The sequence below is a fragment of the Comamonas sp. E6 genome (assembly GCF_001010305.1).
GTDB lineage: Bacteria > Pseudomonadota > Gammaproteobacteria > Burkholderiales > Burkholderiaceae_C > Comamonas > Comamonas thiooxydans.
In genome coordinates this window covers 118235-141401 of record NZ_BBXH01000014.1, presented here as the reverse complement: position 1 = coordinate 141401, position 23167 = coordinate 118235, and the positions used below count along the sequence as shown (strand labels likewise).

The window sequence follows — 23167 nt, the reverse complement described above, 5'->3', positions numbered from 1 at the left end:
TCGTGCGAGGCGATCCCCGATGGAATTGCTTGAAGAACCCGGCCAGGGTAGTCTTTATGTCCGCAAAATAGACAGACGCACTGTCAATGCCACCATCTTGATCACGCATCAAATTGACGCTGCCTATTGGCATGAATGGGAGCTGTTCCTCATTCCTGGCGGCAATCAAATCAATCTGCTCCTCAATATTCCAATCATTGGATTGGTCATGTACTCGCACAGCCGGGTTGTCGCCAACATGAAAACCGGCTTGCCTTTCTACAAGCTCGTGGCCTGTCTCGGCCTTTTGACCGTAGGCATTCACGCGTTTTTCTTCTTCCAAGGCAGCGAGTCATTCATTCAGCCCATGTCGATTGCGCTGATGCTGGCTACATTCATTCTGTCGATATGGCAGCTAATGGCTCTGCGCCATCTAGAAGATTTGCCTTAGTTGGTGACCGCCTGATCCCGGTCTGTGCTGGCAGTCAGCCTGTGTCGACGGTGGCTCCATGATGGGCCAATGACAGTCAATCAGATGGATTCATGTCTGCAAGTGCTTATGGGCTGAGCACAGCGAGGTTCAGTGCTAGCAGTTGCCTTTCTTGGCTTGCCCAGGTGGGCACCCATGAGGGTGGGGTTTTCTGTATCCGTCGTCGTAGTAGCCGTTCGGATACACGACACAGCCGCTGAGCAGCAAAGCTGTCGCGACCAGCGCTAGCATTTTTTTCATAGAAATCCTTTCCATCTGACGCATGTCACCGTGAGCTGCAGGGAGGTCCTGAGAATGATCGGGAGGATCTCGGTGACGTCACTATTTCTTTTGCTCAGGGCCTGGAACTGGCGGTCGCGATTGATGCTGGCAACAGCGTCGGGCTAGTCGTTCTGTCCCAAGACGATCAGGACTGCACCGCTGAGGAGCAGCAGGATTGCCAAAGCTATCCAGAGCTCAAGGTTCGCGATGCTGCCCTGGGCATCCAGGGCAAATCCTGCTGCACAAGAAAGTGCCGCACTGACCACCAGCAGTGTTCCCAATTTGCTGCGCAGCATGGCTTTTGTCTGTACTTCTCTATCAAGGATTGTTCAATGGCGGCAATGCAGGCTTGGCATCCGAGCCTTCATGGCTCCCATACCTGAATCACCTCGACCATGCCTTATTTTCGGCGATGACCGTGGCATATGGAGGCAGGTTTCAATGGCTTTGTTACCGAAGGTAGAGCATGATTGGATCCGCACATAGACCGGCTCGAATACTGGGTTCTACGAGTCGTAACACTGTATCCAAGGGCACTCCTAGCATTGCGCTGTCTTTGTTTTCAAAAAGGTAAGGTATGAGCAACTTGCATGGATGCCGGTCTGCCAAGGCCTTGTGCTGGACGGGTCTGGGTTTGATTGCTGCCGGCCTGGCAGCATGTGGCGGCGGTGGTGGTGGCGATAGCCCCCCACAGCAAGGCACGCTCAAGCTGGCCATGACCGACGCTCCGGCGTGTGGCTATGACCATGTCTATGTCACTGTCACCAAAATCCGCGTGCATCAGAGCGCTACGGCTGGTGCCACCGATTCTGGCTGGAGCGAGCTGACGATTCCTGCCCAGCGCATTGACCTGCTCGGTTTGACTAATGGCGTGCTGCAGGAATTGGGTTCGCTGCCGCTATCGGCTGGCAACTACCAGCAAGTCCGCTTGGTGCTGGCTGACAATCCTTCCAACCCGACATCAGCCAATCCGCTGGCCAATGCACTGGTGCTGTCGGGCTCGACCAACGAGATCGCGCTGACCACTCCCAGCGGCCAACAAAGCGGCTTCAAGCTGAAGGCCAACTTCAATGTCACCGGCGGCCAGGTCGCCGATATGGTTCTGGACTTCGATGCCTGCAAGTCCATTGTCAAGGCAGGTAACTCAGGCAACTACAACCTCAAACCCGTGGTGGCCGTCATCAAGCGGTTGACTACAGCAATTGTGGGCTATGTGGATCCTGCTCAGGCCTCCAGCATCGTGGTGTCCACGCGTGACCCGGACAACAATTTGCGCGCCACCGTGCCCAATGCCACCACAGGCAAGTTCGTGCTGGCCTACCTGCCGGAGAACACCAACTACACCGTCGTCCTTGCAGGCCAGAACCTGACCACCGCCGCAGTGACTGGCGTTCCTGTCTCGATCGCTGCTGGTACCACCACGCTCAACGCATCGACAGCCCCCATTCCGCTGCCGACATCTGCTTCGGCGACTGTTGCGGGCAAGGTGACAAACACATCCAATACGCCTTTGACAGATGCCGAGGTCAATGCCCAACAGGTGCTGAGTGCAGGCCAGAAGCTGGACGTCGCATGGACTTTGGTTGATCCCGCCAATGCAAACTACAGCTTGACTCTTCCATTGGGGGCTCCCAATAAAGCACCGTACGTCGCAAGCGGGCCTTTGGTTTTCACTGCAGACACCGCTGCCGCTGGCAAGTACAACATCTTGGGTAGCGCTGCCGGCTACACCACTCAGACCACTGCGCCAGCCGTGACGCTGACAGCCGCCAACAGTGTGACCACCAAGGATCTGGTTCTGGCACCTTGAGAAAAAACTGGGCAATGGGTCGGAATGCTGCTCGTGGCATTCAGCATCCATGCCCAGATCATGCTGTCGCCTGCTTCCCAAAATGAAAGCCTGGCCTTTCAGGCCGCTTTCATTTCATCCATCGGAGATCACCGGGGTTGCAATCGCAGTGTGAAGCGCCGGGAGTTCCGGCAAGTGACGAGCACGCCGGATGCACCAGCACTTCAGGAGGGTGAACCGATCGCTCTGGCGAGGCCCCTGGCTCAATCGGTCTCCTCATTACCCGAGCCGCTCATGAGGGCGAATCATCGCCACCGCAGCATGAAACACCGTGATGAGCCGCCCGGCATTTGCATCGAGCAGTATTTGGGCCTGCATTGCCTGCATTGCCTGCAAGGGCGGAGGTCGGTTCAATTAGCTCAGGCGTATACCCCGCATCCTGGATGGCCTCTGCAAACTCGGCGTCAGATGCGGTTCCCGAGATAAGCACGGTTCGTTTCTTAAGCTCAAACTCGATGCAGGCCTTGTCATCCATGGCCACAATTGATCGTTTGATGCGCCCCGCGCAGCCACCGCATGTCATGTCGGTCACACGAAAAGCAGTCATTGCATGCTCCTTTCAAGGTTGTGAGTCAAGTCTCAACCCTGACATCATGAGAATGTCAAATGCCTTGTATCTACGATGCTGACCGGGGGCGATGGCATGTGCCAAGCTGTTTCTGATGCGCTTGCTCTGCGCGAGGGGGCACGCCAGCGGCTCCGCCGAGAGCACGCTGGTAGTGCAACCTGGGTTCACTTGTGCGCCTTCTGCGGATCATCTGCCGGATCAACGTAGTTCAGGTCGAATGGGCCTTCCCCGTGGATCTGGATCACGGTTGGAACCTTGAACATGGCGAAGTGATTGGTCTTGGCCGGAATCGAACCGAAGCTGCCGGCTTTTTGGACTTTGAGTGCCTTCGAGTCCCACTTGTCGCCCATTCCGATCATGACCGTGCCCGAGATGACGGTCACGTTCTCGGCTTGGCTGTGCCAATGCGGCAAGACGCGATAGCCAGCGGGCACGGACAGACGCACCACATAGGGGCTAGGTTGATTGGGATCACCTAGGAGTACCGCGAACTTGGCTCCTTTGGCGAGAACCGGAGGCGGTGCTCCCCACTCGACACCTTCGGTGCCGTGGATGGCCCAGGATGCCATAGGTATCACTGCCAGCGCGACGAGGCTGGCTGAACGAGCGAACGAGAAATGAGACATCAGAGTCTCCTTGCGCGCGACCCATACACATCGCCGCTGACATCGCACGCGTCATCAGGGACGAGCTTCCTGAATTGGGCTGTGATGATCCGCCATGCGCACTTCACAGATGTTGACAGGAGGTATCAAAGCCTATTGCAGGCGGATTGGGTTTACAAGCCATGCCAATGCTAAAGCTAATGTCTGTGTGCGCAGCTCATGGTAGCGCCGGTTCTCGACAACCTGGAGTCAAGAGGCACCAGGGGGCGCGGTTGCCAAGCTCGAGGTTGCAGAACCTGCAATTTGCTCCGGTATGCGGCGTCACAGGTTCCGATATGGAGTGAGGCCATGGAGTCGGCAGATCGCAGAGCCGATTGACAACAAGGGCTGGTTTTGCGGCTGTCGCACATCGACACAATGCAGTCATGTGCCAGAAGACGGCTTTGCCGCGATTGGAGCTGCTCATGGTCACGTTGCGGCCTGTCGGTCATCGCTTCACAGCGCTCAGCTGAGCCACGACTCCAGGGGGGCTGCGCAGTAACGAGCGGTCGTCGCATACAGCAAATGATTTACGACAAAGTCCGCGGTCAGGGCTCACGCAAAAGAGCGGAAGGCCTATTGCCGCGCATTCAGCCTCGATGTTCAGCGGTTTTGGCACTCCGACCATATGAACCGAGCTTGTTGACGAGGCTGATACTTCGGACTTGAGGCTTCAGCCATCGTCATAATTCGTGCTGTGCCGGAATAGTTCCGCCCAGGGCGACGTGGTTACGCTGAGCCTTCAGTAACTTCACATCTTGCGCTTTCAAACCACATGTCCAATACACCTTCACGCTCCAATCGCGCTTTACCGCAAGTGAAGCTGCGCATGCGTGTTATGGCCGGTGACATCATTGCCATCGGCCCTGGGAAAATCGAACTCCTGGAGACCATTAACGAAACCAAATCCATTGCCGCGGCCGCCAAATCCCTGGGCATGTCCTACCGCCGGGCCTGGTTGCTGGTCGATGGCATCAATCATGCGCTGAATAAGCCGGCGGTGATCACATCAACGGGAGGTTCTCATGGCGGTGGTACGGAGCTCACTGAAACGGGGCATCTGGTGATTGCTCTGTATAGGCGTATCGAGCAACATGCTCTTAGGGCATGTCAAGCCGATCTGGACAAGCTGGTCGCCTTGGTCCACAGCAGCTAGGCAGGCTGGCGGCACAAGCACTGGCACGCAGCGGCATCCTGCGTGGCCCGCAGTGGCGTAGTGCAAAGAATCTCTCATGGCATTGAGCTTCGTGCTGGGGCTCAAGTACGAGCTTCATCGCTCAACGCTCATCGCCTCCCCGTCACCACGAGGGCAGGGCGCTGAATGCATCGCATCAATTCCGCCGGAAACGCTGGCCTGCTTCTCGCAAACCATGAGCAAGCAGTGCAGCCCCATTTTCACCCACCCTATTCAGGGGGGCTTATCTTTTCGTAATATATACTCAAATATAACGAAGGCTGGCATGGCAGACTTCGTCTAGTTGGCACGCAGCGGCTCCTCCTGCTTCCACCTGCCACTGTCTCCCGAACTCTTGTGCTTATGTGAATTGAGACCTATATGGGAAGCGAAAAGCTCAGCGTTGAAGAGCGGCTGCAAGTGCTGGAAATACTGTTGGAGGAGTCAATCTGGGGGCTCCATCTCGAGCGGCCAGAGCACCGCAAGGCCATCGCGTCTGCTCTGTATACCCGTCTTGAAGTGGCCAACCTGCACCAGGCGTACTCACCAGGCGTGACTGCTGCTTTGTATGAACAGGCGGATGCGCTGTCCGAGTTGGACAACACGCCTGATCCGCTCAAACCCATGCTGCGTCCCTTGGTTCGATATTCAGGGGCTGCAGACTGAACGTCACATCTTCCCCTCAAAGATTTGCGCAAGCAGGTGCGGCTTTGCAAGGGCAGACATCGATTCGAGAAGGTGTGCGCTCTATGTGCAAAGACATGACGAACACGGCTCGCCCAGATCACCGCTCATAAGCTGGTTCGAATAGTCAATGCCTTGTTCGTACTTCGCGACGATCATGTTTAGTAGAGGGCTTTAGTGAAGCAAGATCACATTTCCTACCTGCTGGCCCTCCATCGGGAGCAGGACTGGGCGGCAGCAGCAATTGCATGTCAAATCTCTCAAGCGCAGTTGAAGAAAGCTGTGGCAGAAGCCGAACGCGAGTACGGCTGTTCCCTGGTGAAAACCGGGACAGTCTTTCGGGGGTTCACGACTGAAGGCGAGAAGGTCGTTGTCTGGGCTCAAGGCTTGTCGGAGGCCATTTCCACCCTCAAGCATGTATTTGCGGCTTCGAACAGCAGAAAGGCAATTGCCCCTCTTCTAGATCGACGCTCCGTCTCACCGAAGCGACTTGAGGCACCTGGAGCGGACAGCCAGGAGATCGACCTGATGATCGAGGCGGCGTTAAGCGCACCAGATCATGGTGGTCTACATCCTTGGCGTGTACTGGTGTTTCCCGCGGATTCTCGAGCGCGGCTGGCAGATTTATTCGAACAGGAGAAATTGCGCCGCGACCCTCTAGCCTCCACTGAGGACCTCAGGCGTGCGCGTGAGCACGCTACACGCAGCCCAACTTTGCTCGCTTTCATCATTTCGCCCAAGCTGCGCATGCGGGTGCCGGAGCGTGAACAATGGCTGGCAGCCGGCTCAGCGCTGGGCAACCTGCTGAATGCCGCGCATCAACTCGGCTTTGGTGCCATCATGCTCAGCGGAGAGCGCTGCTTCGACGTTTTGCTTTGCTCTGAGCTGGGGGTCGAGTCCACCGAGTATCTGGCCGGATTCATCAGCCTCGGCAGCATCAGGGCAGCGCCGTCGCAGCGAAAGCCCCCCATGCTCGATTCTGTGAGAGCCTTCTGGCATTCCGGTGAACCGAGTGTTGAGACACCTGCGAAAAGCCAGGTCTGCCTTGATTCGGCGGCCAGCAATGCAATCTCCGAATCACAGGCTTCCCGCTAAGCTATGCGACATCTTCGCCAGACGCAGGCGGCATGCTTTTGCAGGCAAGCTGCGAGTGCTGCTCTTGACTGGCCAAGTGTGCGCAAGGAGATGACCGGCATGCTTGAGTGGGTCACGGGCAGCGGGGCCCGAAGGCTGGCCTCAGGTCTTCACTTCGACTGAGGGCTCGAAGCCCCCAAAGATCATGCGTTTGCCAGGTATGAGTGCTGCTTGATGTTTCGATTCGATGCTGCCGCTGCATATCTGTCCAGAGGCTGAGGTTTGCGGCCGCAAGCTTCTGGCCCAAAGCCGCGACTGTGCTCGACCGAGGCCGTATGAAAAATCGAAGACTCAGGTTTTGGGGAGCAGTCGAACCATTCCAACTGCTGTGATTGTCGATTCCCGTACGCTGCTGCTCACCCGAGCACGATGCAGCAGCTCGATTGCGACGAGCAAGGGCTGCTTTGCAACACTCATTCTCAGACAAGAAATGCCTTGCTGGCAGTCGCTTGACGGTGGCCTAGAGCGACTGGCCAGGATTGCAGGAGGCTTCGGCCATTCTCTGGCGTGTGCCTTCGTCGAGGATTCTGCGCATCAATGAAAACAGAGGTTCGGCGCTGGTGTGCTTCTGACCGTAGGTCAGATTGAATCCGTAGTCGAAGTCGGCCGGGTTGGCTCCCTGGTTGTGCTGAAGAATGGTCTCCAGCTTGTCCAGTGCCTTCACGGCTTTGGCTTCGGGCGATGCGGCATCCTCATACTCCTGCCAAAGCGCAAGGATCTCGGCTTGGTGCGACTTATCGAGCGAGCGTGTGAGATGCAGCAGATCGGCCTTTTCCTGCTCGCTTTTGTCAGGATGCTGGTCTTTCTCGATGGCAGGAATGTCTCCGTGAATCGCTTCTGTTGATTTCCATGCAATCTGAACCCACCAATTCCATCTCGATCTGACCCACCCTGTTGCGTGAACTTGAAGCTCACGTTGTGGATAAGTTCTTGGTGTTCCTTTCCTTTTTAGATTGGGGTTGCTGGGCAGAACTGTTCTTGAATCGGTAGCTGTCGTTGCCGGTTTCAAGAATATGGCAGTGATGGGTGAGTCGGTCCAGCAGTGCCGTGGTCATCTTTGCGTCCCCGAACACGCTGGCCCATTCACTGAAGCTCAGGTTGGTGGTGATCACGACGCTGGTGCGTTCGTAGAGTTTGGACAGCAGATGGAACAGAAGTGCCCCGCCAGAGGCACTGAATGGCAGGTAACCCAGCTCATCCAGAATCACCAGGTCGGCATACGCCAGCCGGTGAGCGAGCTGTCCCGCCTTGCCCTGAGCCTTCTCTTCCTCCAATGCGTTGACCAACTCCACCGTTGAGAAGAACCGCACCCTGCGGTGGTGATGTTCAATCGCTTGCACGCCCAGGGCTGTGGCAATGTGGGTCTTACCCGTTCCCGGTCCGCCCACGAGAACCACGTTGTTGGCATCTTCTAGGAACTCACAGCGGTGCAACTGCCGAACCAAGGCTTCATTGACCTCGCTGTGGCTGAAGTTGAAGCCCGTCAGGTCTCGATAGGCTGGGAACCTTGCCACCTTGAGCTGATAGGCCACCGAGCGTACCTCCCGTTCGGCAGTCTCGGCCTTGAGCAACTGCGACAGGATGGGCTGCGCAGCGTCAAACGCTGGGGCCCCTTGTTCAGCCAGTTCATTGACCGCCTGAGCCATGCCATGCATCTTGAGCTCTCGCAACATGATGACGATGGCCGCAATAGCTGGGTCATGTCGCATGGCGCACCTCCCTCAACTGGTCATAGCGCAGCACATTGGCCATGGGTTCCACCACCAGGCGCAAGGCTTGGGGGGAAGTGACCGGAGCCGGAGCGGGTCTGCCATCGACCAATCTATGCAGAACGTTCAGGATGTGTGTCTTGCTGGGAGCCCCGGCCTCCAACGCCAGCTCAACTGCTGCGAGCACCGCCTGCTCATCATGGTGAAGCACCAGGGCCAGGATCTCCACCATCTCCCGATCTCCGCCTCGCTGCTTGAGCAGCAAGGCCTGCAGCCTCTTGAAGGCTGGGGGTAATTCCTGGAATGGGGCACCGTTGCGCAAAGCGCCAGGTTTGCGCTGGAGGACGGCCAGGTAGTGACGCCAGTCGTAGATCGTCTGGCCCGCACCGTGATGATTGCGCTCAATGACCCGCTGGTGCTCGCAGAGCAGCTGCCCCTCAGCCGCCACAACCAGCCGACTGGCATAGACACGCAGGCTAACGGGCCTGTTGGCGTATGGAGCCGGGACACTGTAGCGGTTGCGCTCAAAGTGAATCAGGCAGGTGGGTGAGACTCGCTTGGTGTGCTCCACGAAGCCATCAAAGGCCCTTGGCACGGGCATCAGTGCAGAGCGCTCCTGGGCCCAGACGTCCGCAACGGTTCCGGGAAGCTTGCCATGCTCAATCTCGTGCCACAGCGCCTGGCAGCGCTGCTCTAACCAGGCATTGAGGTCGTCCAGCGTTGCAAACGCTGGCACCGATTGCCACAGGCGATGACGAGCGTCGCGCACATTCTTCTCCACCTGCCCCTTCTCCCACCCGGAGGCCGGGTTGCAGAACTCGGCTTCAAACAGGAAGTGGCTGACCATGGCGGCAAAGCGTGCATTGACGTCTCTGTCCTTACCCTTGCGGACCCGATCCACGGCGGTGCGCATGTTGTCGTAGATGCCCCTGCGAGGTACGCCACCAAGCACCTCAAAGGCGTGGTTGTGAGCGTCAAACAGCATCTCATGGGTCTGCAGGGGGTAGGCACGCAGATAAAAAGCACGACTGTGGCTGAGCTTGAAGTGGGCCACTTGCAGCTTGGTGCGCACACCGGCGATGACGGCCCAGTCCTCGGACCAGTCAAACTGGAACGCCTCACCGCAATCGAATAGGAGGGGCACGAAGGTGCCGCGGCCGGTCGTTTGCTGTGCCTGCATCTGCTGGGCTTGCCAGACTCGGGCGAAGGCCGCCACGCGGTTGTAAGAGCCGCTGTAGCCCAGCACCTTCAGGTCAAAGTACATCTGTTTGACGGTGCGTCGCTGCTTGCGACCCCGGGTGGACTCGGTCTTGAGCCAGTCGGCCAGCTTGGTGGCGAACGGATCGAGCTTGCTGGGACTGACCCGCTTGGCATAGCTGGGCTCGGCAGAGTCAGCGCGCAGGTACTTGCGAATGGTGTTGCGAGACAGGCCTGTGCGGCGGGAGATCTCGCGGATGGACAGTTGCTCGCGCAGGGCCCATCGCCTGATGACACTCAGTGTTGCCACGTCTATCACTCCTGGTCTCCTGCTGCCTAAGAAAGCAGCAGGCTAGGGTTAATACGTGGATCAGATTTAGATGGAAATCCTGGGGGTTAGTGGGTCACTTCTGCGTGGAAATCAACATCGCTTCGCCCAAATCATGCACAAGGCACATTTTCAGCAGCTTGAGCATGTCCATGTCGGCCAGTTCGTCCTCGAATGTCATCGCCATCAGACACAGACGCCAAGTATGTTCGGCGGTGCTCTCCGTCCTGCCTGTCGATGTGCGCGCGCTTCGGAGCACGCTCTTGAGCTTTTCCGCTTCTTGCAGAAAGGCCAGACGGCCCTTGATCTTGTCGATATCCATGCCCGATTCTATAAAGACCCATATGTTCTCGGTCGTCGCATGCTGAAAAGCCAGGGAGGCCAGGAGACGAGCATTCGCCCTATGCACTCTGCCGGATGCACGCAGGCTGGTTCGGCCGCGAACTGCAAGGTCTGCCGGCCGCAGTCTCGGATGCCCGGATGTCTTGATCCATTCGAGGTGATCCTGGAATTCATTGACCGCTCAAGCGCTTGCCAAATGACACAGCATAGGCCTGGGAGCGAAAGCGGAGCACCGGATCATTGGTCGGCGCAATGCCGTCGGCCATGACCATAGGATCAAAGTTGATCGACTCGCACATGGATGCTTTTTGGGGCGAAGCACTGGTGATCGTCAATGTACCGGCCTTGAACTCGGGCCGCTGTGCAGGCCAGGGCTGCGTAGGGTCGTCCTGTGGATCGCCAGGCTGCCCTATAGTCACCAGCATGTCCCAGCGAGCCGGCTTTTGCGCCGTGCTGTCGATCAAGGCTTTCTCCAGGAAGTCGGCACCTGCAGTCTTCAATGCTTCGTTGCTCAGAGACTTCTCACCCTCCTGCGGCACGAAGCGCCAGCGCACCGGGGTCACCTTGTCTTGTGCATTGATGAACTTAAACGTGTGAATTCCAAAGAATGCGCTGTGGGTGTAGCTATCCGGCGGGTTGTGGCTGGCCAAATATTGCGCCTGGGCATGATTGTCGGGATGGGAAGCCTTGAATGCGCTGAGCGTTTCCGGATCTGGCTTGCCGGTGGCGGGATCCGGGCGCTGGGCCAAAGTCAGATCCAGGAAAGTCCTGGGGCTGGATGCACCGAACATGGGGGTGTTCAACATGGACATCTGCTGCAACCGCCCCTGCGGGAGCTTGAATTGCAGCGCCATGCCACGCGCGCTCCTGGCGGCATCAGGGACCTTGGGATTGCCACCTGCCAGAGAGAAGCGGGCGATTACCGGAACGACTTTGCCTGTGAACAAGAGGGAGCGCGAGTAAACGGCCGCCTCAGCGGTGCCGACGAATTCGCCGATCGCGCAGCTTCCTTTGATGTGATTGCGGCGCTGTCCCTGGTGTACGCCAAAGGTACCCTCCAGAGCCTGGACCACCTCGGGTGCCGTCACTTCAGGTTCAGCAGCCTGGAGGTAAACCGGGGGCAGTGCCATGACGCAAGCCGCTGCGAGCTTTATTTTTCTGCGGTTCATTGTTTCTTCCTTTCAATGGTCGGACCTTGGACGCTTAGGGTTGGGCTGTGTGCCAGACGTTGTGGAGAAAGCCATCTCCCGTCTTGTCTCCTGGCTTGGCATTTTTGGACCAGTAGTAGAGCGGACGGCCTTTGTAGGCCCATTGTTTGTCGCCGCTGTCGCGGATCACGACGCTCCAGTCGCCACTAGCAGCGCTGCCTGCGGCCACCATCAACGGAGGCCAGTTCGTGGCGCAGACTCCGTTGCACACGCTTTTTCCGGAACCAGCGGCATCCTTGTCGAAGACATAGAGCGTCATCTGATTGGGGCCAACGAGCACACCATTGATGGCGGAGGCTGGCATCTGTGCCTGGGTCCCGGATGTCATGGCACAGGCCGCCAGCAGCACCGAGTTCAGGGCGACAAGGAAAACGAGGCGGGTCATGGAGTCTCCTTTTGGTTGACTTGCTGTAAACAGTTCAACGAAGCGGTTTATTCCATGCAGAGCGGTAACTACGCGGTTTTCAATCTCTATTGATGTCAACGATGCAGGCCATGCGTAGATCAGGCCGCGTCACCCAATAGACATGTCTCTGGGGCCGATCTCTGCGGCTCGCAGCTGTCGAGGAAAACCAGTGCGCAGCCAGGTCAAGCAGCTTATGAATGAGCTGCATCGCCCCAAAAGCGATACATGTCTGCACCACTGTTGTCGGGTAGTCATTGATTGCGAAGCAGATGGCCGCCAGAACAATCCGCCTTTACCCGCTCAAGCCTGAAGCGCTCGCCCAACCAGGCGTTTCTGATGCCGTCGTCTAAGCGAGCCCAGTTGCTGGAAGCAGAGTGGCCGGCCAGTCAGTCTTCGCAGGCATGGGAGCTGCAGCTTTGTTCAGCTGTGAATCCTCGATAGTCTTGTCGTTCAAGAAGAGGGACTGTGAACCCTCGAGAAACAGGCTGGAAGCCCTTGGTCTTGTCTGTGCTGCAACTGCCCTGAAGCAGGGAGGCATGCATTCGGCAAGGTTGCAAAGTTCTGCTGACAACAAAGGCAATTGCTGAGCACTGCGTAGAAGAGGCTCGATTCAGCTCATCCACTGCGCTTGCCGAACTATCACGATTTTTTGAACTTTCGGTGAGGACTTCGAGATCAGGTGCGCAAAACAATGTGCTCATGCCTTCTCCTGCACATCAACCGCCGAAGCGCAGCGCCACAGTTCAGCCGCTGTGGCTGCGTATGACCCACTGGATCAATGCACTAGCTGTGCTGGTCATGGTGATGAGCGGCTGGCGAATCTACAACGCCTCGCCCATTTTTGACTTCTTCTTTCCCGCCGGCCTCACCCTGGGCGGCTGGCTGGGCGGCGCACTGCAATGGCATTTCGCGGGTATGTGGCTGTTCGTGCTCAATGGGCTTGCCTATCTGCTGCTCAATCTGTTCACAGGCAGGTTTGCGCAGCGCATGCTTCCCGTCACTGTGCGCGGCATATTGCGTGACACCTGGCTCGCACTGACGGCACGCTTGTCGCATTCAGACTTGAGTCACTACAACCAGCTGCAGCGTGCAGCCTACCTGTTTGCCGTTGCAGATTTGATATTGCTGGTGCTCAGTGGCCTGGTGATCTGGAAGTCGGTGCAGTTTCCGCTGCTGCGCGAGCTTCTGGGTGGCTACGACATGGCACGACGCATTCATTTTTACTGCATGGCGGCCATTGTCTGCTTTGTTGCCGTTCATCTTCTCATGGTCGTACTGGTTCCGCGCTCTTTGCTCCTCATGGTGCTGGGCCGCCCGACGTTCCGCCCTGCGATCAAGGAGAGCACGACATGAGCACATCCCCCTGGCATAGGGACAACGGTGAAGTCGTGGTCGCCGAGGCTAGTCGGCTGATCGACAGGCAGTTGTCGCAATCAACGCGTCGGCAGTTTCTGGCACGAGGTCTCACACTGGGCGGTATCGGTCTGCTCAGTGGGTGCCGCATCGACGACAACGCCACAGCAGAAGCGGCGCTCTCCCGGATATCGCGCTTCAACGATCGTATACAGGGCTGGCTGTTCGACTCCTCGCGTCTTGCACCCACTTATCCCGAATCCATGATCACCCGGCCATTTCCCTTCAATGCTTTTTATGACGAAAGCAGGGTTCCGGAAGTGGACGGAGCCAGTTTTCTTCTGGAGGTCACAGGCCTTGTGGCCGACAAGCGCAGCTGGACGCTCCACGAGCTGCGCGCGCTGCCGCAGTACACGCAGGTCACGCGCCACATATGTGTGGAAGGCTGGAGCGCCATCGGCAAATGGGGTGGTCCACGCTTTGGTGACTTTCTACGCGCCGTGGGAGCTGACCTCAGTGCCCGCTATGTAGGCTTTCAATGTGCCGATGACTACTACACCAGCATCGATATGGCGACAGCCCTGCATCCTCAGACGCTGCTCGCACTCGACTGGGATGGACAGCCTCTGCCACCCAGATACGGCTTCCCGATGAAGCTTCGCATGCCTACCAAGCTGGGCTACAAGAATCCCAAGCACATACGGGCCATCTTCGTGAGCAACTCCTTCAACCGCGGCTACTGGGAAGACCAGGGCTACAACTGGTTCGGCGGCAGCTGAGGAAACACTTCTTCAAACCGATCTCTCCTGTTCCCACTGCGGCGCATGCCGTCTTTTTCCACCTGAGCCAAGAAAGTACCATCATGAAACACGCATTCATCACCACCGCGCTTTCCATGTGTCTGGCATTGAGCGTCACTTCGGCCTTTGCAGCCGATGCGATGACCAAGGAGCCCATGGGCAAAGATCAAATGGACAAGCCTGCCATGGGCAAGGACTCCAAGCACAAGGATTCCATGAGCATGAGCAAGGGCGCAATGACCAAGGACGAAAAGTCTTCCATGGATCACATGGGCAAGGACAAGATGAGCAAGGACGCCATGGGTAAGGAAGGAATGTCAAAGGGCGCCATGGGCAAATAGCAAGCAAAGGAGCGGCAATAGCCATCTTGACGTCTTGTCGCTCCCCGCACTCCAGCTACTGCGTCCGCAGCTGACGCAGCATCAAGCTCATTTTGTTCCTGCAATCACAACGCGCGGACCACCCAGTCCGGGCCACTCTGGCCGAGCCGGGCCGGGCTGGGCTGGGCTGGGCTGTCACGATGCGGCCGGAAGACGAGCAGATGCTGTCCTGAAAGATAGTCGGCTCGTTCATGCGCTGGAGGGCTGGAGTCCGAAGTTCAAGGGTCGGCATCTGTACTAGCCGTAGCAGGTGCCAATCATCACCGGCATTCTTGCTGGTGATTCAAGAGATCGGGGGCTGTAGCCGCACATCCATCCAGGCAGCCACGTCAGCATGTCCTGAGCATGGTCATACGGCGATGTCGCAACTTACCTTGCGCCTCCAGGAAGCCTGAATGATGGCCGCGCATTTGCCAAGCAATTCAAGGCGCTCATTCGGGCGAGCAAGCCGATGCACCGTTTTTGCAGCAGAAGGCAGCGACAGGACTCGCCACTTATGGCAGAACCTCAAAGGTTCTGGACACATCGGGCACAGTTCGCTGCAGTGTCAATGGAGACGCGAATCAGAGATCTCGGCGAATGAGTGAGCCCTTGAAAAGCACCGGGCCAGTCGGCCCCGTTGAGCTGGGGACGCCGCCTTTCGGCTCCAGGCTGATGGCCAGGGCCGGGATTGCGTTCACATCGCTCTCCTGCGCAGTGAGTTGCTCAAGCTTTCCATCACCCATGACGCCCAAAGAGCGCGGAGCGCCTTGCTGGGGCAAGGCCCATAGTTGCAAAGACTGGTTGTCCGCTTCTTTAAAGCCGCTCACACGCTGCAACACCAATTGCTTATGTCGAGGATCGAACGTCACCAGCATGGATGCATCGGCCTTGCCGTCGGCCAGCACCGCCACATACTGAATCTGGGGAGCAGCCTGCAGTGCAGCCTGTGTCATCTGGAGCTGAGCTTGCAGCGCAGACAGTTGTTGCTGTGAGGCGTCTTCGAGCCCCCGCTGAAACCAAAGTCCCACCGAGACAGCCGCCACAGTGGCCAATCCGCCTGCCAGGGCCAGCCCACGCCACCAAGCGAGTGATGGCACTGGCGGCTTCGATACAGCGGCCTCACGTTGGCGAGCCAGTCTGATGCTGGCATTTTCGGCTTGCAGCAAATTGACGATGCGTGTCCAGACCGCTGCATCGGGCTGTATTGGAGTCTGAACCTCGGAGAAGGCCGACCAGCGACCTTGCCACAGCAATGCTGCCGCCCGTACCTGCGGATATTCGCGTGCCAGTTGCTCAAAGCGTCGGCGTGCTCCCCCGTGCAAGGTTCCCAATGAATAGGAAGCAGCCAGGCGGTCGAGTAATTCGGGGTTTCGAGTCAGATTCATGATGTGGACTCCTGACGCTCAGACATGGCGGGCCATGCATTTGCGCAGTTGCTCCAGGCTGCGGCGCATCCATGTCTTGACGGTGCCCAGCGGCAGCTTCAGGCAGCTGGCCAGCTCGCTATGACTTAAATCTCTCAGATAGGCCAAGCTCACCACTTGGCGCTGGGGCTGCGCCAGTTGCTGCAGGCACTGATGCAATGCCGCGGCCTGTTCGCTAGCCTCGATCAGCTGCATGGGCGCTTGCGCATCCTGGTCCTGCAACAGATCTTCCACGCTCTCGATCGGGACATTGAGATGCAGGCGCTCGGCCCTGCGCCGGCGCAAAAAGTCCAAAGCCCGGCTGCGCACCAGCATGCCCATCCAGGCCAGAGGCGGGCTGAGCGAGTCTCGGTAGGTCTCCGCACTGCGCCAGATGCCCAGAAAGCTCTCTTGCAACACATCCTCGGCCCACTCTTTGTTGGCGACGATGCGCAGAGCCAGCCCATACAGCCGCGAGGCGGTCAGGTCGTACAGCAGCTTGAGAGCACGCTCATCCCGGGTTGCGACGCGGTCGAGTAAGTCCATTAATTCGTTGTCCGATGTTTTGGCGCTCATGCAGCCATTGTGAACAGAAGCGCCTCTTTAATGCGGCGCTGTTGGATAACTGCCAAGGCGTATTGCCGACCTTGCCTGTTTACCTATACGCAGCATCTCGGCTGCCGGATGTGGGCAACGCATGAATTGGCTCAGAAATATTTTCAAAAACTTGAATCCACCGATCCACAGCCTGCGTATTCCAAGGGTCGGACATCGAAATTGCTCGACACAGCCCCACAGCCAACTAGGAGTCATCATGAAGATCAATCTGTTTGAAGGCCATCCCTCACTCATGGCATCGCGACGCGGATTTCTGGGTACTACCGGCACTTTGTCAGCGGTGGCCGTCGCCATGCTGGCAGGCAGCGAAGCTCTGGCTCAAGGCATGGGCAATGACCCAGCCAAGGATGTATCCATCCTCAATGTGGCCCTGGGGCTGGAACATGAGGCTATCAATGCATACCAGCTGGGAGCCGGTAGCGGTCTGCTGCAAAAGCCCGTGCTGGATGTCGCACTGCTGTTCCAAAGCCATCACAAGGCCCACCGTGATGCCTTGATTGCAACCATTCAGAAAATGGGTGGCAAACCGGTAGCCGAGGCCCCGATGCAGACCTATGCCGAATCGCTGAAGGCTGCAACTCTGAAAAGCCAGGCTGATGTACTGGCTCTTGCCGCAAGACTGGAACTTGGGGCGACCAACGCCTACCTGGGCGTCATTCCCGCCTTTGAGAGCCGTGATCTGGCCAAGGTCGCGGGACGCCTAGCGGCTGATGAAACCATGCATTACACAGCACTGAGCTCGGCTCTGGGTCGTCCGCTGCCTGGCAACGCCTTGACGTTTGGCGGCTGACAAGCCGCAGCCTCGAGTACCGGGCAAGTCTGCCCAGTGCATTTCTCACCTTGTTTGAGGGAATTATCATGACGCACCGACACACACTTTCGCTGACTGCTCTGTGCCTATCCGCGCTTGGCCTGAGCGCTTGCTCATCCATGGGATCGCACTCCATGTATTCGCAAGCTGAACTTCCGGCTTCCGTGCAAGTACCCGCAGGACACAAAGTGGCCATGGAGACCGTGGGTATTGGCCAGATCACCTATGAGTGCCGAGCCAAAAAGGACATGGCAGCCGAGCACGAATGGGTGTTTGTAGGCCCCGATGCCAAGCTGCAAACGCGAAGCGGTACGGTCATCGGCAAATACTGGGGGCCGCCAGCGACTTGGGAGAATAACGACGGCTCCAAGGTCACTGCCACGCAGCTTGCCGTGGCTCCTGCCGGAGCGGGCAATATCCCTCTGCAACTGGTCAAGGCCAACCCTGCTAGCGGCGTGGGAGCCATGCAGGAGGTGACCTATATCCAGCGTGTGGCAACCAAGGGTGGCGTCGCGCCGAGCATGGCCTGCGGAGCCGCGAATCTGGGCAGCAAGCAGATCGTGCAGTATCGGGCCGACTATATTTTCTGGAAAGCTGCCTGACAGAGAGTCCAGTGGCGCGCCTTCCCTGTAAGAGGCCGGAACGTGGCGCCATTTTTCAGCCTGGTGCACGAGGTGCAGTCCCCACGCAGGCCAGATAGCACGAGCGTGCCCATGGATCTCGTGGCTCTCGCATTGGGTAACCAGAGCCTCGATTTCGGTACCTTGCCCCGAATCGCCTGCGGCAATGGCCTGCTAGGGCTTGATTTCGGCAGCCACGATGCGTGTCCCCGGCCTATGCCGGAGCCACTGCCGGTCACCAGAACGATCTTGCCTTTGAAGCCGGCCACCATGCTTTCTTTCCATTGATGTTTGCTTCTAGGAATCATGGAAACAGCTGCGGCACGCCACCGAGGCGGCTGCCTTTTCCGGTTTCGTCGCTCGGCGGCTTCGGCAATGCAATACCGGCTGGTAAGGGGCAGCCCGGTGTACCCATTGCGGTCGGTCCGAGGCTGACAGCTGCCATCTGATTACGGTTTGAGCTACTGATGTCCCTGACCATGGGTAATGAGCGCGGGTAGCTCAGCCAACGGGACAAGCCCGGCAATTTCCGGTTTATGGCCTGGTGGCTGCACCGCTGAGGGCAGCTCGGCGTGGACAAGCTGAGATGCTGATGTTTTTGGTATACGCAAGTGACGCAAAGTAACGAATAATGAGCCTTCACGACTGCAAGCGCGCTTGAGGTTCAAACATGATTCGTGCCAATGCCATCGCAAAGCGAACGATCACCGGCCAGTTGCTGGAGATCGCCATGGCTCAGTCCTTTTGCGCAGTGATGATTACCGATGCCAGGTTGGATGGAGAGGGGGCTGTCATCGAGTACTGCAATGCAGCCATGTGCGAGATGACCGGATACACCGAAGCAGAGCTTCTGGGCCGCTCGCCGCGCATGTTGCAGGGGCCGCTGACGGATCAACTGGTGTTGCAGCGTTTGCATGAGTCTCTGGAGCAAGGCCTGCCATTTCAGGGCAGTGTGGTGAACTACCGCAAGGACGGCAGCACCTACCACGTGGAGTGGAATATTTCCCCCGTGCGTGATGAGAAGGGCGTCATTCGGCACTTTGTGGCGGTGCAGCGCGATATTTCGGAGCGTGTGCAGGCCGAGCAGGAGCGCGCGCTGCTCGCCAGGGCATTGAATGCGACCAATGACGGCATCTTGATCACGGATCGCGACTCCACCATCGTCTTTGTCAACCAGGCTTTTGAAGCTCTCACGGGCTATAGCGCGGCGGAACTGCTGGGCCAGCCCACCGAGATGCTGCGCTCGGGCCTGCATGAGCCGGAGTTCTATGCCCAGTTGCAGGAAGCATTGAGTCTTGGCCACAATTTTCGCGCCACCTTCATCAACCGTCACAAAAGCGGCGGCGTGTACTACGCCGAGCAAAGCATTGCAGCTCTGCGCGACGAGTCAGGGCAGATCAGCCACTATGTAGGGGCATCCAAGGACATCAGCCGCATGGTGCAGCGAGAGATGGAGCTGCGCGAGCGCGCAAACCGCGACAAGCTGACGGGCTTGCTCAACCGCCATGCAGGCGAGACCGAGCTCAAGCGCAACCAGCTTCAGGCTCAGAATCAGCTGCGGCCTTATGGCGTGATATTGGGCGATATCGATCTTTTCAAGCAGGTCAACGACCGCTTTGGCCATGTCGCCGGAGATCGCGTGCTCAAGATGGTGGCACATGTGCTTTCCGGCAAGGTTCGTCGCTATGACCATGCCGTGCGCTGGGGTGGGGAGGAGTTCCTGATCGTCCTCTCGGATGCCAGCCTCGGTGTGGCCGCAGGACTGGCAGAGCGCATTCGCTGTGCCGTGGCGGAATGCGCCGATCCCGAGGTGGGGCGTTTCACCATTTCTTTAGGGGTTGGGCTCTGGGAGCCAGGCGAAACCGAGGACGATCTGCTCAAGCGCGCAGATGCGGCGCTCTACAGGGCCAAGCATAGGGGGCGCAATCAGGTGGCCATCGCCACGGGGTCGATGAACATGCCTTTGGTGCAAGCGCCCGAGTTGCTGGCGCAGGGCGATTCCTTGACCTTTTCGGGGAAGAGTCCGGATAAGCCGTGGACAGGGGCTGCCTCACCGTAGAATTTGCTATTCCTCCCTGTCCTCGTCTTCATAGCTTTTGAGTGGTTTGAACAATTCCGAACTGCATTCCGTGCAGGCCGATCTGGTGGCAGTGCTGGTTGCCGTCACGGGTGGCCAGCCCCGTATCCTGACCACCGGGTCCGGGCGTGCCTTGCCTGCCGGGCCTTTTACCAGCAACCACCGCTCGCTGCAGGCCAGCTTGCGTGCCTGGGTGGAGAAACAGACCCACCATCCTCTGGGCTTTGTGGAGCAGCTCTACACCTTCGCAGACCGGGAGCGCTCGCAGCAGCTGGGCATGCATGTCATCTCCATCAGCTATCTGGCGCTGACTCAGGAACTGGATGAGGTCGGTGCCGCACAGCCGGGCTGGCAGGACTGGTACCGCTACTTTCCCTGGGAGGACTGGCGCGACGGGATGCCCGGCGTGATTGCCGAGCGCATTGCGCCAGCGCTGCATGCCTGGAGCGAAGCTGCTTCAGATAGTGTAGCTAGAAGCGCACGCTGGCAAAGAGCTTCAATGACTTTTGGCCTTGATGAGCACGAATGGAACGAGGAGCTGGTTCTGCAGCGCTACGAGCTGCTGTTTGAGGCAGGTGTGGTGCCCGAAGCCTGGGGCGAGGGCGATGAAGCACGCGCGGCCGAATTGCTGCCCGGTGCCGCCATGAGTAATGATCACCGCCGCATTCTGGCTACCGGCATGGCCCGTTTGCGCGCCAAGATCAAATACCGGCCCGTGGTGTTTGAGCTGATGCCCGAGGAATTCTCGCTGCTGCAGTTGCAACAGACGGTGGAGGCATTGGCGGGGCGCGGCTTGCACAAGCAGAACTTCCGGCGCCTGATCGAGCAGCAGGCGCTGGTTGAGGAAACAGGCCAGATGACGGCCGTAGGTGCGGGCCGCCCGGCCAAGCTGTTCCGCTTCCGACGCAATGTAATGCTGGAGCGCGCCATTGCTGGCAACAAGCTGCCGCTGGCAAGAAGTCATTAGCCCCTGAGCCACTCTTGGGATGGAGGACTGTTTTAACTGCGGGAGCGGCTTGACTTAAATAATGCTCAGACTTAGCATAAGTCCGTTTGCGTAAGGCCTGAAAGCGATCTGGAAGTCTTTGCGTTTTTTATTGAACTAAAAATACTCAAAATGAGCATTAATAAAATTGCAGCCTTGTCCGTCCCATCCCTGCCCGATGTAATGCTGGAGCCGCTGGTACGCATGGCCTTGCTGGAAGATCTGGGACGCGCCGCAGACTTGACCACCGACACCATTGTTCCTGCCGATGCGATGGGCGAGTTGCGTCTGGTGGCCAGGCAGGATGGCATCTTGGCCGGACTTGATCTGGCACGTCTGGCCTTTGTGCTGATGGATGCTCGCATGGAGTTTGACGTCCGCTGCGCAGACGGCACGCTGCTGCAGCCTGGCATGGAGATCGCCCGCATTCGTGGCAAAAGCCGAGCCATTCTTACGGCCGAGCGTACGGCGCTCAACTACCTTTGCCATCTCAGCGGCGTGGCCAGCGCCACGCATTCGATTGCAGAGGCCATCAAGCCCTTCGGCACCCGAGTGACCTGTACGCGCAAGACCATGCCGGGCCTGCGAGCCTTGCAGAAGTACGCCGTGCGTGTCGGTGGCGGCAGCAACCACCGTTTTGGCCTGGACGACGCCGTACTCATCAAGGACAACCACATTGCGCTGGCCGGCGATGTCGCCACGGCTGTGGGGCGTGCTCGTGCCGGCGTGGGACATATGGTCAAGATCGAGCTGGAAGTGGATACGCTGGCCCAGCTGGATGTGGCGTTGCAACTGGGCGTGGATGTCGTGCTGCTGGACAATATGGGTCTGGATGATTTGCGCACTGCGGTCGGCATGTGCAAGGGCCGGGCCATCACCGAAGCCTCGGGGCGTATTACCCCCGAAACCGCAGCTGCCGTGGCTGCCACGGGCGTGGACCAGATTGCCGTGGGCTGGCTCACGCACAGTGCGCGCGTGCTCGATATAGGTCTGGACGCTTGATGGCCTCCCCCCTGAGCGGCTTTGTCGCTTCCTTCCATGGGAGAGGGGCAGCCTTGCTTCGTAGCGGCGCTTGCTTGCGGTCCCTTGTTCTAGGGGGGCATTGATGAAGGCCGTGCTTCAGTGGCGCCGCAGCTGGGCGGTACTGGTTGCTGCAGCGCTGGCGGTGACGGCTGCGGGGATTTGGCATGCCCGCGCGGGCACGGCGGTAGTCCGTTTTGAAAAGCCCATCACCATCGTTGTGACCTTTCCGCCAGGCGGTGGCACGGACCTGCTGGCGCGTCGCCTGGGCGCGGCCATGCAGCAGCGTTTGGGCCAGTCCGTAGTAGTGGAGAACCGGCCCGGCGCCAGCGGTAATATCGGAGCGAGCGTAGTGGCCGAGGCAGCACCCGACGGCGCCACGCTGCTCATGGCCAACAGCTCGTTTGCCATCAATCCCGGCGTCTACCGGCATCTGGACTTCGACCCACGCCGGGACTTCAAGGCTGTGTTCAACGTCGGCAGCATCGCTTCGGTGCTGGTGGTTCCCAGCCAAAGCAGCGTGCGCAATCTGCACGATGCGCTGGCCGGAGCGAGCGTTGGCCAGCCTTTGCCATTTGCCTCCTGCGGCAACGGCACGCCCCAGCATATGGCGGGTGAGATGCTGGCCCAGGCCGCCCATGCAAGCCTCCAGCATGTGCCCTACAAGGGTTGCGGCCCGGCCATCACTGCAGTAGCCGCAACACAGCTACCTGTGGCCGTGGTCACAGTCAGCAGCGCCGCGCCCCTGATAGCTGCAGGCCGCGTGCGGGCCATCACTGTCACGGCACCGGCCCGCGTCGCATCCCTGCCCGATGTCCCCACGATGGCCGAGCAGGGCCTGGCCGGTTTTGCCGTAGAGCAGTGGCATGGCTTGCTGGCGCCGGCTGCCACGCCGGAGCCTGTGATCGCCCGTCTGCACCAGATGCTGACGCAGATACTGGCCGAGCCAGAGATGCAGCAGGCGCTGCGCGAGCAGGGCTATACCCCGGCCGGGGAGTCTGCCGCCCAGTTCGGCAAGCTCATCGCAGCCGATATCGAGCGCTATGCGGCCGTGACCGCGCAGCTCGGACTCACGGTGGATTGAGCGCAGGCCAGCGGGCGACGCCGGATGCCCATGTTCGTGACGGGCCACCTGCAAAGGTGGC

General features: G+C 58.7%; 23 protein-coding genes and 2 pseudogenes. 14 read left to right on the top strand and 11 right to left on the bottom strand.

What is annotated here, in order from left to right; genetic code table 11:
• Positions 1–19 precede the first annotated feature (19 nt).
• The gene (locus CSE6_RS13625) at positions 20–430 is read left to right on the top strand and encodes a DUF6713 family protein (protein ID WP_238585698.1); all 411 of its coding nucleotides are present in this window, start codon (positions 20–22) and stop codon (positions 428–430) included.
• Between the two features lie 422 nt (positions 431–852).
• Here CSE6_RS13625 and CSE6_RS26085 read toward each other — a convergent pair whose 3' ends face one another.
• Positions 853–1026: a hypothetical protein gene (locus CSE6_RS26085; RefSeq protein WP_012839764.1), complete on the bottom strand. Its 174-nt coding sequence runs from the start codon at positions 1024–1026 to the stop codon at positions 853–855.
• A 281-nt stretch (positions 1027–1307) separates the two neighbouring features.
• Between CSE6_RS26085 and CSE6_RS13620 the strand changes: the two genes are divergently transcribed.
• Positions 1308–2540 carry a DUF4382 domain-containing protein gene (locus tag CSE6_RS13620; protein ID WP_059440742.1) on the top strand — a complete coding sequence of 411 codons (1233 nt, stop codon included), beginning with the start codon at positions 1308–1310 and terminating at the stop codon, positions 2538–2540.
• A 271-nt stretch (positions 2541–2811) separates the two neighbouring features.
• Here CSE6_RS13620 and CSE6_RS13615 read toward each other — a convergent pair whose 3' ends face one another.
• Both CSE6_RS13615 and CSE6_RS13610 read right to left on the bottom strand, forming a co-directional pair.
• On the bottom strand, positions 2812–3126 hold the full coding sequence (locus CSE6_RS13615) for a heavy-metal-associated domain-containing protein (protein WP_083994732.1): 315 nt from the start codon (positions 3124–3126) through the stop codon (positions 2812–2814).
• 185 nt (positions 3127–3311) lie between these two features.
• A complete protein-coding gene (locus CSE6_RS13610) occupies positions 3312–3773 on the bottom strand; it encodes a cupin domain-containing protein (protein ID WP_059440741.1) in 462 nt (153 codons plus the stop codon).
• 856 nt (positions 3774–4629) lie between these two features.
• On the opposite strand from CSE6_RS13610, the gene CSE6_RS13605 reads away from it, so the two are divergent.
• From CSE6_RS13605 to CSE6_RS13595, 3 genes are all read left to right on the top strand, one after another.
• Positions 4630–4947, top strand: a complete 318-nt coding sequence (locus CSE6_RS13605; protein WP_003071090.1) for a winged helix-turn-helix domain-containing protein — start codon at positions 4630–4632, stop codon at positions 4945–4947.
• Positions 4948–5346: 399 nt separating this feature from the next.
• A complete protein-coding gene (locus CSE6_RS13600) occupies positions 5347–5631 on the top strand; it encodes a hypothetical protein (RefSeq protein WP_003071094.1) in 285 nt (94 codons plus the stop codon).
• Between the two features lie 195 nt (positions 5632–5826).
• Positions 5827–6744 carry a nitroreductase gene (locus CSE6_RS13595; RefSeq protein WP_059440739.1) on the top strand — a complete coding sequence of 306 codons (918 nt, stop codon included), beginning with the start codon at positions 5827–5829 and terminating at the stop codon, positions 6742–6744.
• Positions 6745–7243: 499 nt separating this feature from the next.
• Here the strand turns inward: CSE6_RS13595 and CSE6_RS13590 are convergent.
• The 6 genes and pseudogenes from CSE6_RS13590 to CSE6_RS13565 all read right to left on the bottom strand — a co-directional run.
• Positions 7244–7621 (bottom strand): annotated as a pseudogene (locus tag CSE6_RS13590) (HD domain-containing protein); the annotation flags it as partial.
• Between the two features lie 73 nt (positions 7622–7694).
• On the bottom strand, positions 7695–8492 hold the full coding sequence (gene istB, locus CSE6_RS13585; protein ID WP_042412099.1) for an IS21-like element helper ATPase IstB: 798 nt from the start codon (positions 8490–8492) through the stop codon (positions 7695–7697).
• Complete coding sequence (istA, locus tag CSE6_RS13580; RefSeq protein ID WP_059440738.1) at positions 8482–10008, bottom strand: IS21-like element ISCsp3 family transposase; 1527 nt, start codon at positions 10006–10008, stop codon at positions 8482–8484. Before istA ends, istB begins: the two co-directional genes overlap by 11 nt.
• Positions 10009–10114: 106 nt before the next feature.
• Positions 10115–10339 (bottom strand): annotated as a pseudogene (locus CSE6_RS13575) (HD family hydrolase); the annotation flags it as partial.
• 190 nt (positions 10340–10529) lie between these two features.
• A complete protein-coding gene (locus tag CSE6_RS13570) occupies positions 10530–11528 on the bottom strand; it encodes a catalase family peroxidase (RefSeq protein WP_238585697.1) in 999 nt (332 codons plus the stop codon).
• Positions 11529–11562: 34 nt separating this feature from the next.
• Entirely contained in the window at positions 11563–11952 is a 390-nt protein-coding gene (locus CSE6_RS13565; protein ID WP_059440737.1) for a hypothetical protein, read from the bottom strand.
• A gap of 720 nt (positions 11953–12672) precedes the next feature.
• Between CSE6_RS13565 and CSE6_RS13560 the strand changes: the two genes are divergently transcribed.
• The 3 genes from CSE6_RS13560 to CSE6_RS13550 all read left to right on the top strand — a co-directional run bounded on the left by CSE6_RS13560 (position 12673) and on the right by CSE6_RS13550 (position 14467).
• Positions 12673–13326, top strand: a complete 654-nt coding sequence (locus CSE6_RS13560) for a cytochrome b/b6 domain-containing protein (RefSeq protein WP_054075471.1) — start codon at positions 12673–12675, stop codon at positions 13324–13326.
• Complete coding sequence (locus tag CSE6_RS13555) at positions 13323–14105, top strand: molybdopterin-dependent oxidoreductase (protein WP_012839755.1); 783 nt, start codon at positions 13323–13325, stop codon at positions 14103–14105. Before CSE6_RS13560 ends, CSE6_RS13555 begins: the two co-directional genes overlap by 4 nt.
• An 83-nt stretch (positions 14106–14188) precedes the next feature.
• Positions 14189–14467 (top strand): hypothetical protein, encoded by a 279-nt coding sequence (locus CSE6_RS13550; protein WP_012839754.1) that lies wholly within the window; start codon positions 14189–14191, stop codon positions 14465–14467.
• 602 nt (positions 14468–15069) lie between these two features.
• On the opposite strand, the gene CSE6_RS13545 is transcribed toward CSE6_RS13550, so the two are convergent.
• Both CSE6_RS13545 and CSE6_RS13540 read right to left on the bottom strand, forming a co-directional pair.
• Entirely contained in the window at positions 15070–15873 is an 804-nt protein-coding gene (locus tag CSE6_RS13545) for an anti-sigma factor domain-containing protein (protein WP_059440736.1), read from the bottom strand.
• 18 nt (positions 15874–15891) lie between these two features.
• Complete coding sequence (locus CSE6_RS13540; protein ID WP_059440735.1) at positions 15892–16467, bottom strand: RNA polymerase sigma factor; 576 nt, start codon at positions 16465–16467, stop codon at positions 15892–15894.
• Positions 16468–16705: 238 nt separating this feature from the next.
• On the opposite strand from CSE6_RS13540, the gene CSE6_RS13535 reads away from it, so the two are divergent.
• The 6 genes from CSE6_RS13535 (at position 16706) to CSE6_RS13510 (ending at position 23106) form a co-directional block, all read left to right on the top strand.
• Positions 16706–17299: a ferritin-like domain-containing protein gene (locus CSE6_RS13535; protein WP_034378194.1), complete on the top strand. Its 594-nt coding sequence runs from the start codon at positions 16706–16708 to the stop codon at positions 17297–17299.
• A gap of 68 nt (positions 17300–17367) precedes the next feature.
• Entirely contained in the window at positions 17368–17922 is a 555-nt protein-coding gene (locus CSE6_RS13530) for a DUF3455 domain-containing protein (RefSeq protein WP_059440734.1), read from the top strand.
• Between the two features lie 688 nt (positions 17923–18610).
• On the top strand, positions 18611–19999 hold the full coding sequence (locus CSE6_RS13525) for a GGDEF domain-containing protein (protein WP_054075475.1): 1389 nt from the start codon (positions 18611–18613) through the stop codon (positions 19997–19999).
• Between the two features lie 46 nt (positions 20000–20045).
• Positions 20046–20984 carry a hypothetical protein gene (locus CSE6_RS13520; protein ID WP_003071111.1) on the top strand — a complete coding sequence of 313 codons (939 nt, stop codon included), beginning with the start codon at positions 20046–20048 and terminating at the stop codon, positions 20982–20984.
• A 150-nt stretch (positions 20985–21134) separates the two neighbouring features.
• Complete coding sequence (nadC, locus tag CSE6_RS13515) at positions 21135–22004, top strand: carboxylating nicotinate-nucleotide diphosphorylase (protein ID WP_059440733.1); 870 nt, start codon at positions 21135–21137, stop codon at positions 22002–22004.
• Between the two features lie 103 nt (positions 22005–22107).
• Complete coding sequence (locus tag CSE6_RS13510) at positions 22108–23106, top strand: tripartite tricarboxylate transporter substrate binding protein (RefSeq protein ID WP_059440732.1); 999 nt, start codon at positions 22108–22110, stop codon at positions 23104–23106.
• Positions 23107–23167 lie beyond the last annotated feature (61 nt).

Coding starts and splice junctions, on each gene's coding strand:
- CSE6_RS13535 (WP_034378194.1), top strand. CDS start 16,706: ATGAAGATCAATCTGTTTGAAGGCCATCCCTCACTCATGGCATCGCGA.
- CSE6_RS13550 (WP_012839754.1), top strand. CDS start 14,189: ATGAAACACGCATTCATCACCACCGCGCTTTCCATGTGTCTGGCATTG.
- CSE6_RS13555 (WP_012839755.1), top strand. CDS start 13,323: ATGAGCACATCCCCCTGGCATAGGGACAACGGTGAAGTCGTGGTCGCC.
- CSE6_RS26085 (WP_012839764.1), bottom strand. CDS start 1,026: ATGCTGCGCAGCAAATTGGGAACACTGCTGGTGGTCAGTGCGGCACTT.
- CSE6_RS13605 (WP_003071090.1), top strand. CDS start 4,630: ATGGCCGGTGACATCATTGCCATCGGCCCTGGGAAAATCGAACTCCTG.
- CSE6_RS13510 (WP_059440732.1), top strand. CDS start 22,108: ATGAAGGCCGTGCTTCAGTGGCGCCGCAGCTGGGCGGTACTGGTTGCT.
- nadC (WP_059440733.1), top strand. CDS start 21,135: ATGAGCATTAATAAAATTGCAGCCTTGTCCGTCCCATCCCTGCCCGAT.
- CSE6_RS13525 (WP_054075475.1), top strand. CDS start 18,611: ATGATTCGTGCCAATGCCATCGCAAAGCGAACGATCACCGGCCAGTTG.
- CSE6_RS13600 (WP_003071094.1), top strand. CDS start 5,347: ATGGGAAGCGAAAAGCTCAGCGTTGAAGAGCGGCTGCAAGTGCTGGAA.
- CSE6_RS13540 (WP_059440735.1), bottom strand. CDS start 16,467: ATGAGCGCCAAAACATCGGACAACGAATTAATGGACTTACTCGACCGC.
- CSE6_RS13565 (WP_059440737.1), bottom strand. CDS start 11,952: ATGACCCGCCTCGTTTTCCTTGTCGCCCTGAACTCGGTGCTGCTGGCG.
- CSE6_RS13615 (WP_083994732.1), bottom strand. CDS start 3,126: ATGACTGCTTTTCGTGTGACCGACATGACATGCGGTGGCTGCGCGGGG.
- CSE6_RS13610 (WP_059440741.1), bottom strand. CDS start 3,773: ATGTCTCATTTCTCGTTCGCTCGTTCAGCCAGCCTCGTCGCGCTGGCA.
- CSE6_RS13530 (WP_059440734.1), top strand. CDS start 17,368: ATGACGCACCGACACACACTTTCGCTGACTGCTCTGTGCCTATCCGCG.
- CSE6_RS13560 (WP_054075471.1), top strand. CDS start 12,673: ATGCCTTCTCCTGCACATCAACCGCCGAAGCGCAGCGCCACAGTTCAG.
- istB (WP_042412099.1), bottom strand. CDS start 8,492: ATGCGACATGACCCAGCTATTGCGGCCATCGTCATCATGTTGCGAGAG.
- CSE6_RS13620 (WP_059440742.1), top strand. CDS start 1,308: ATGAGCAACTTGCATGGATGCCGGTCTGCCAAGGCCTTGTGCTGGACG.
- CSE6_RS13625 (WP_238585698.1), top strand. CDS start 20: ATGGAATTGCTTGAAGAACCCGGCCAGGGTAGTCTTTATGTCCGCAAA.
- CSE6_RS13570 (WP_238585697.1), bottom strand. CDS start 11,528: ATGAACCGCAGAAAAATAAAGCTCGCAGCGGCTTGCGTCATGGCACTG.
- CSE6_RS13545 (WP_059440736.1), bottom strand. CDS start 15,873: ATGAATCTGACTCGAAACCCCGAATTACTCGACCGCCTGGCTGCTTCC.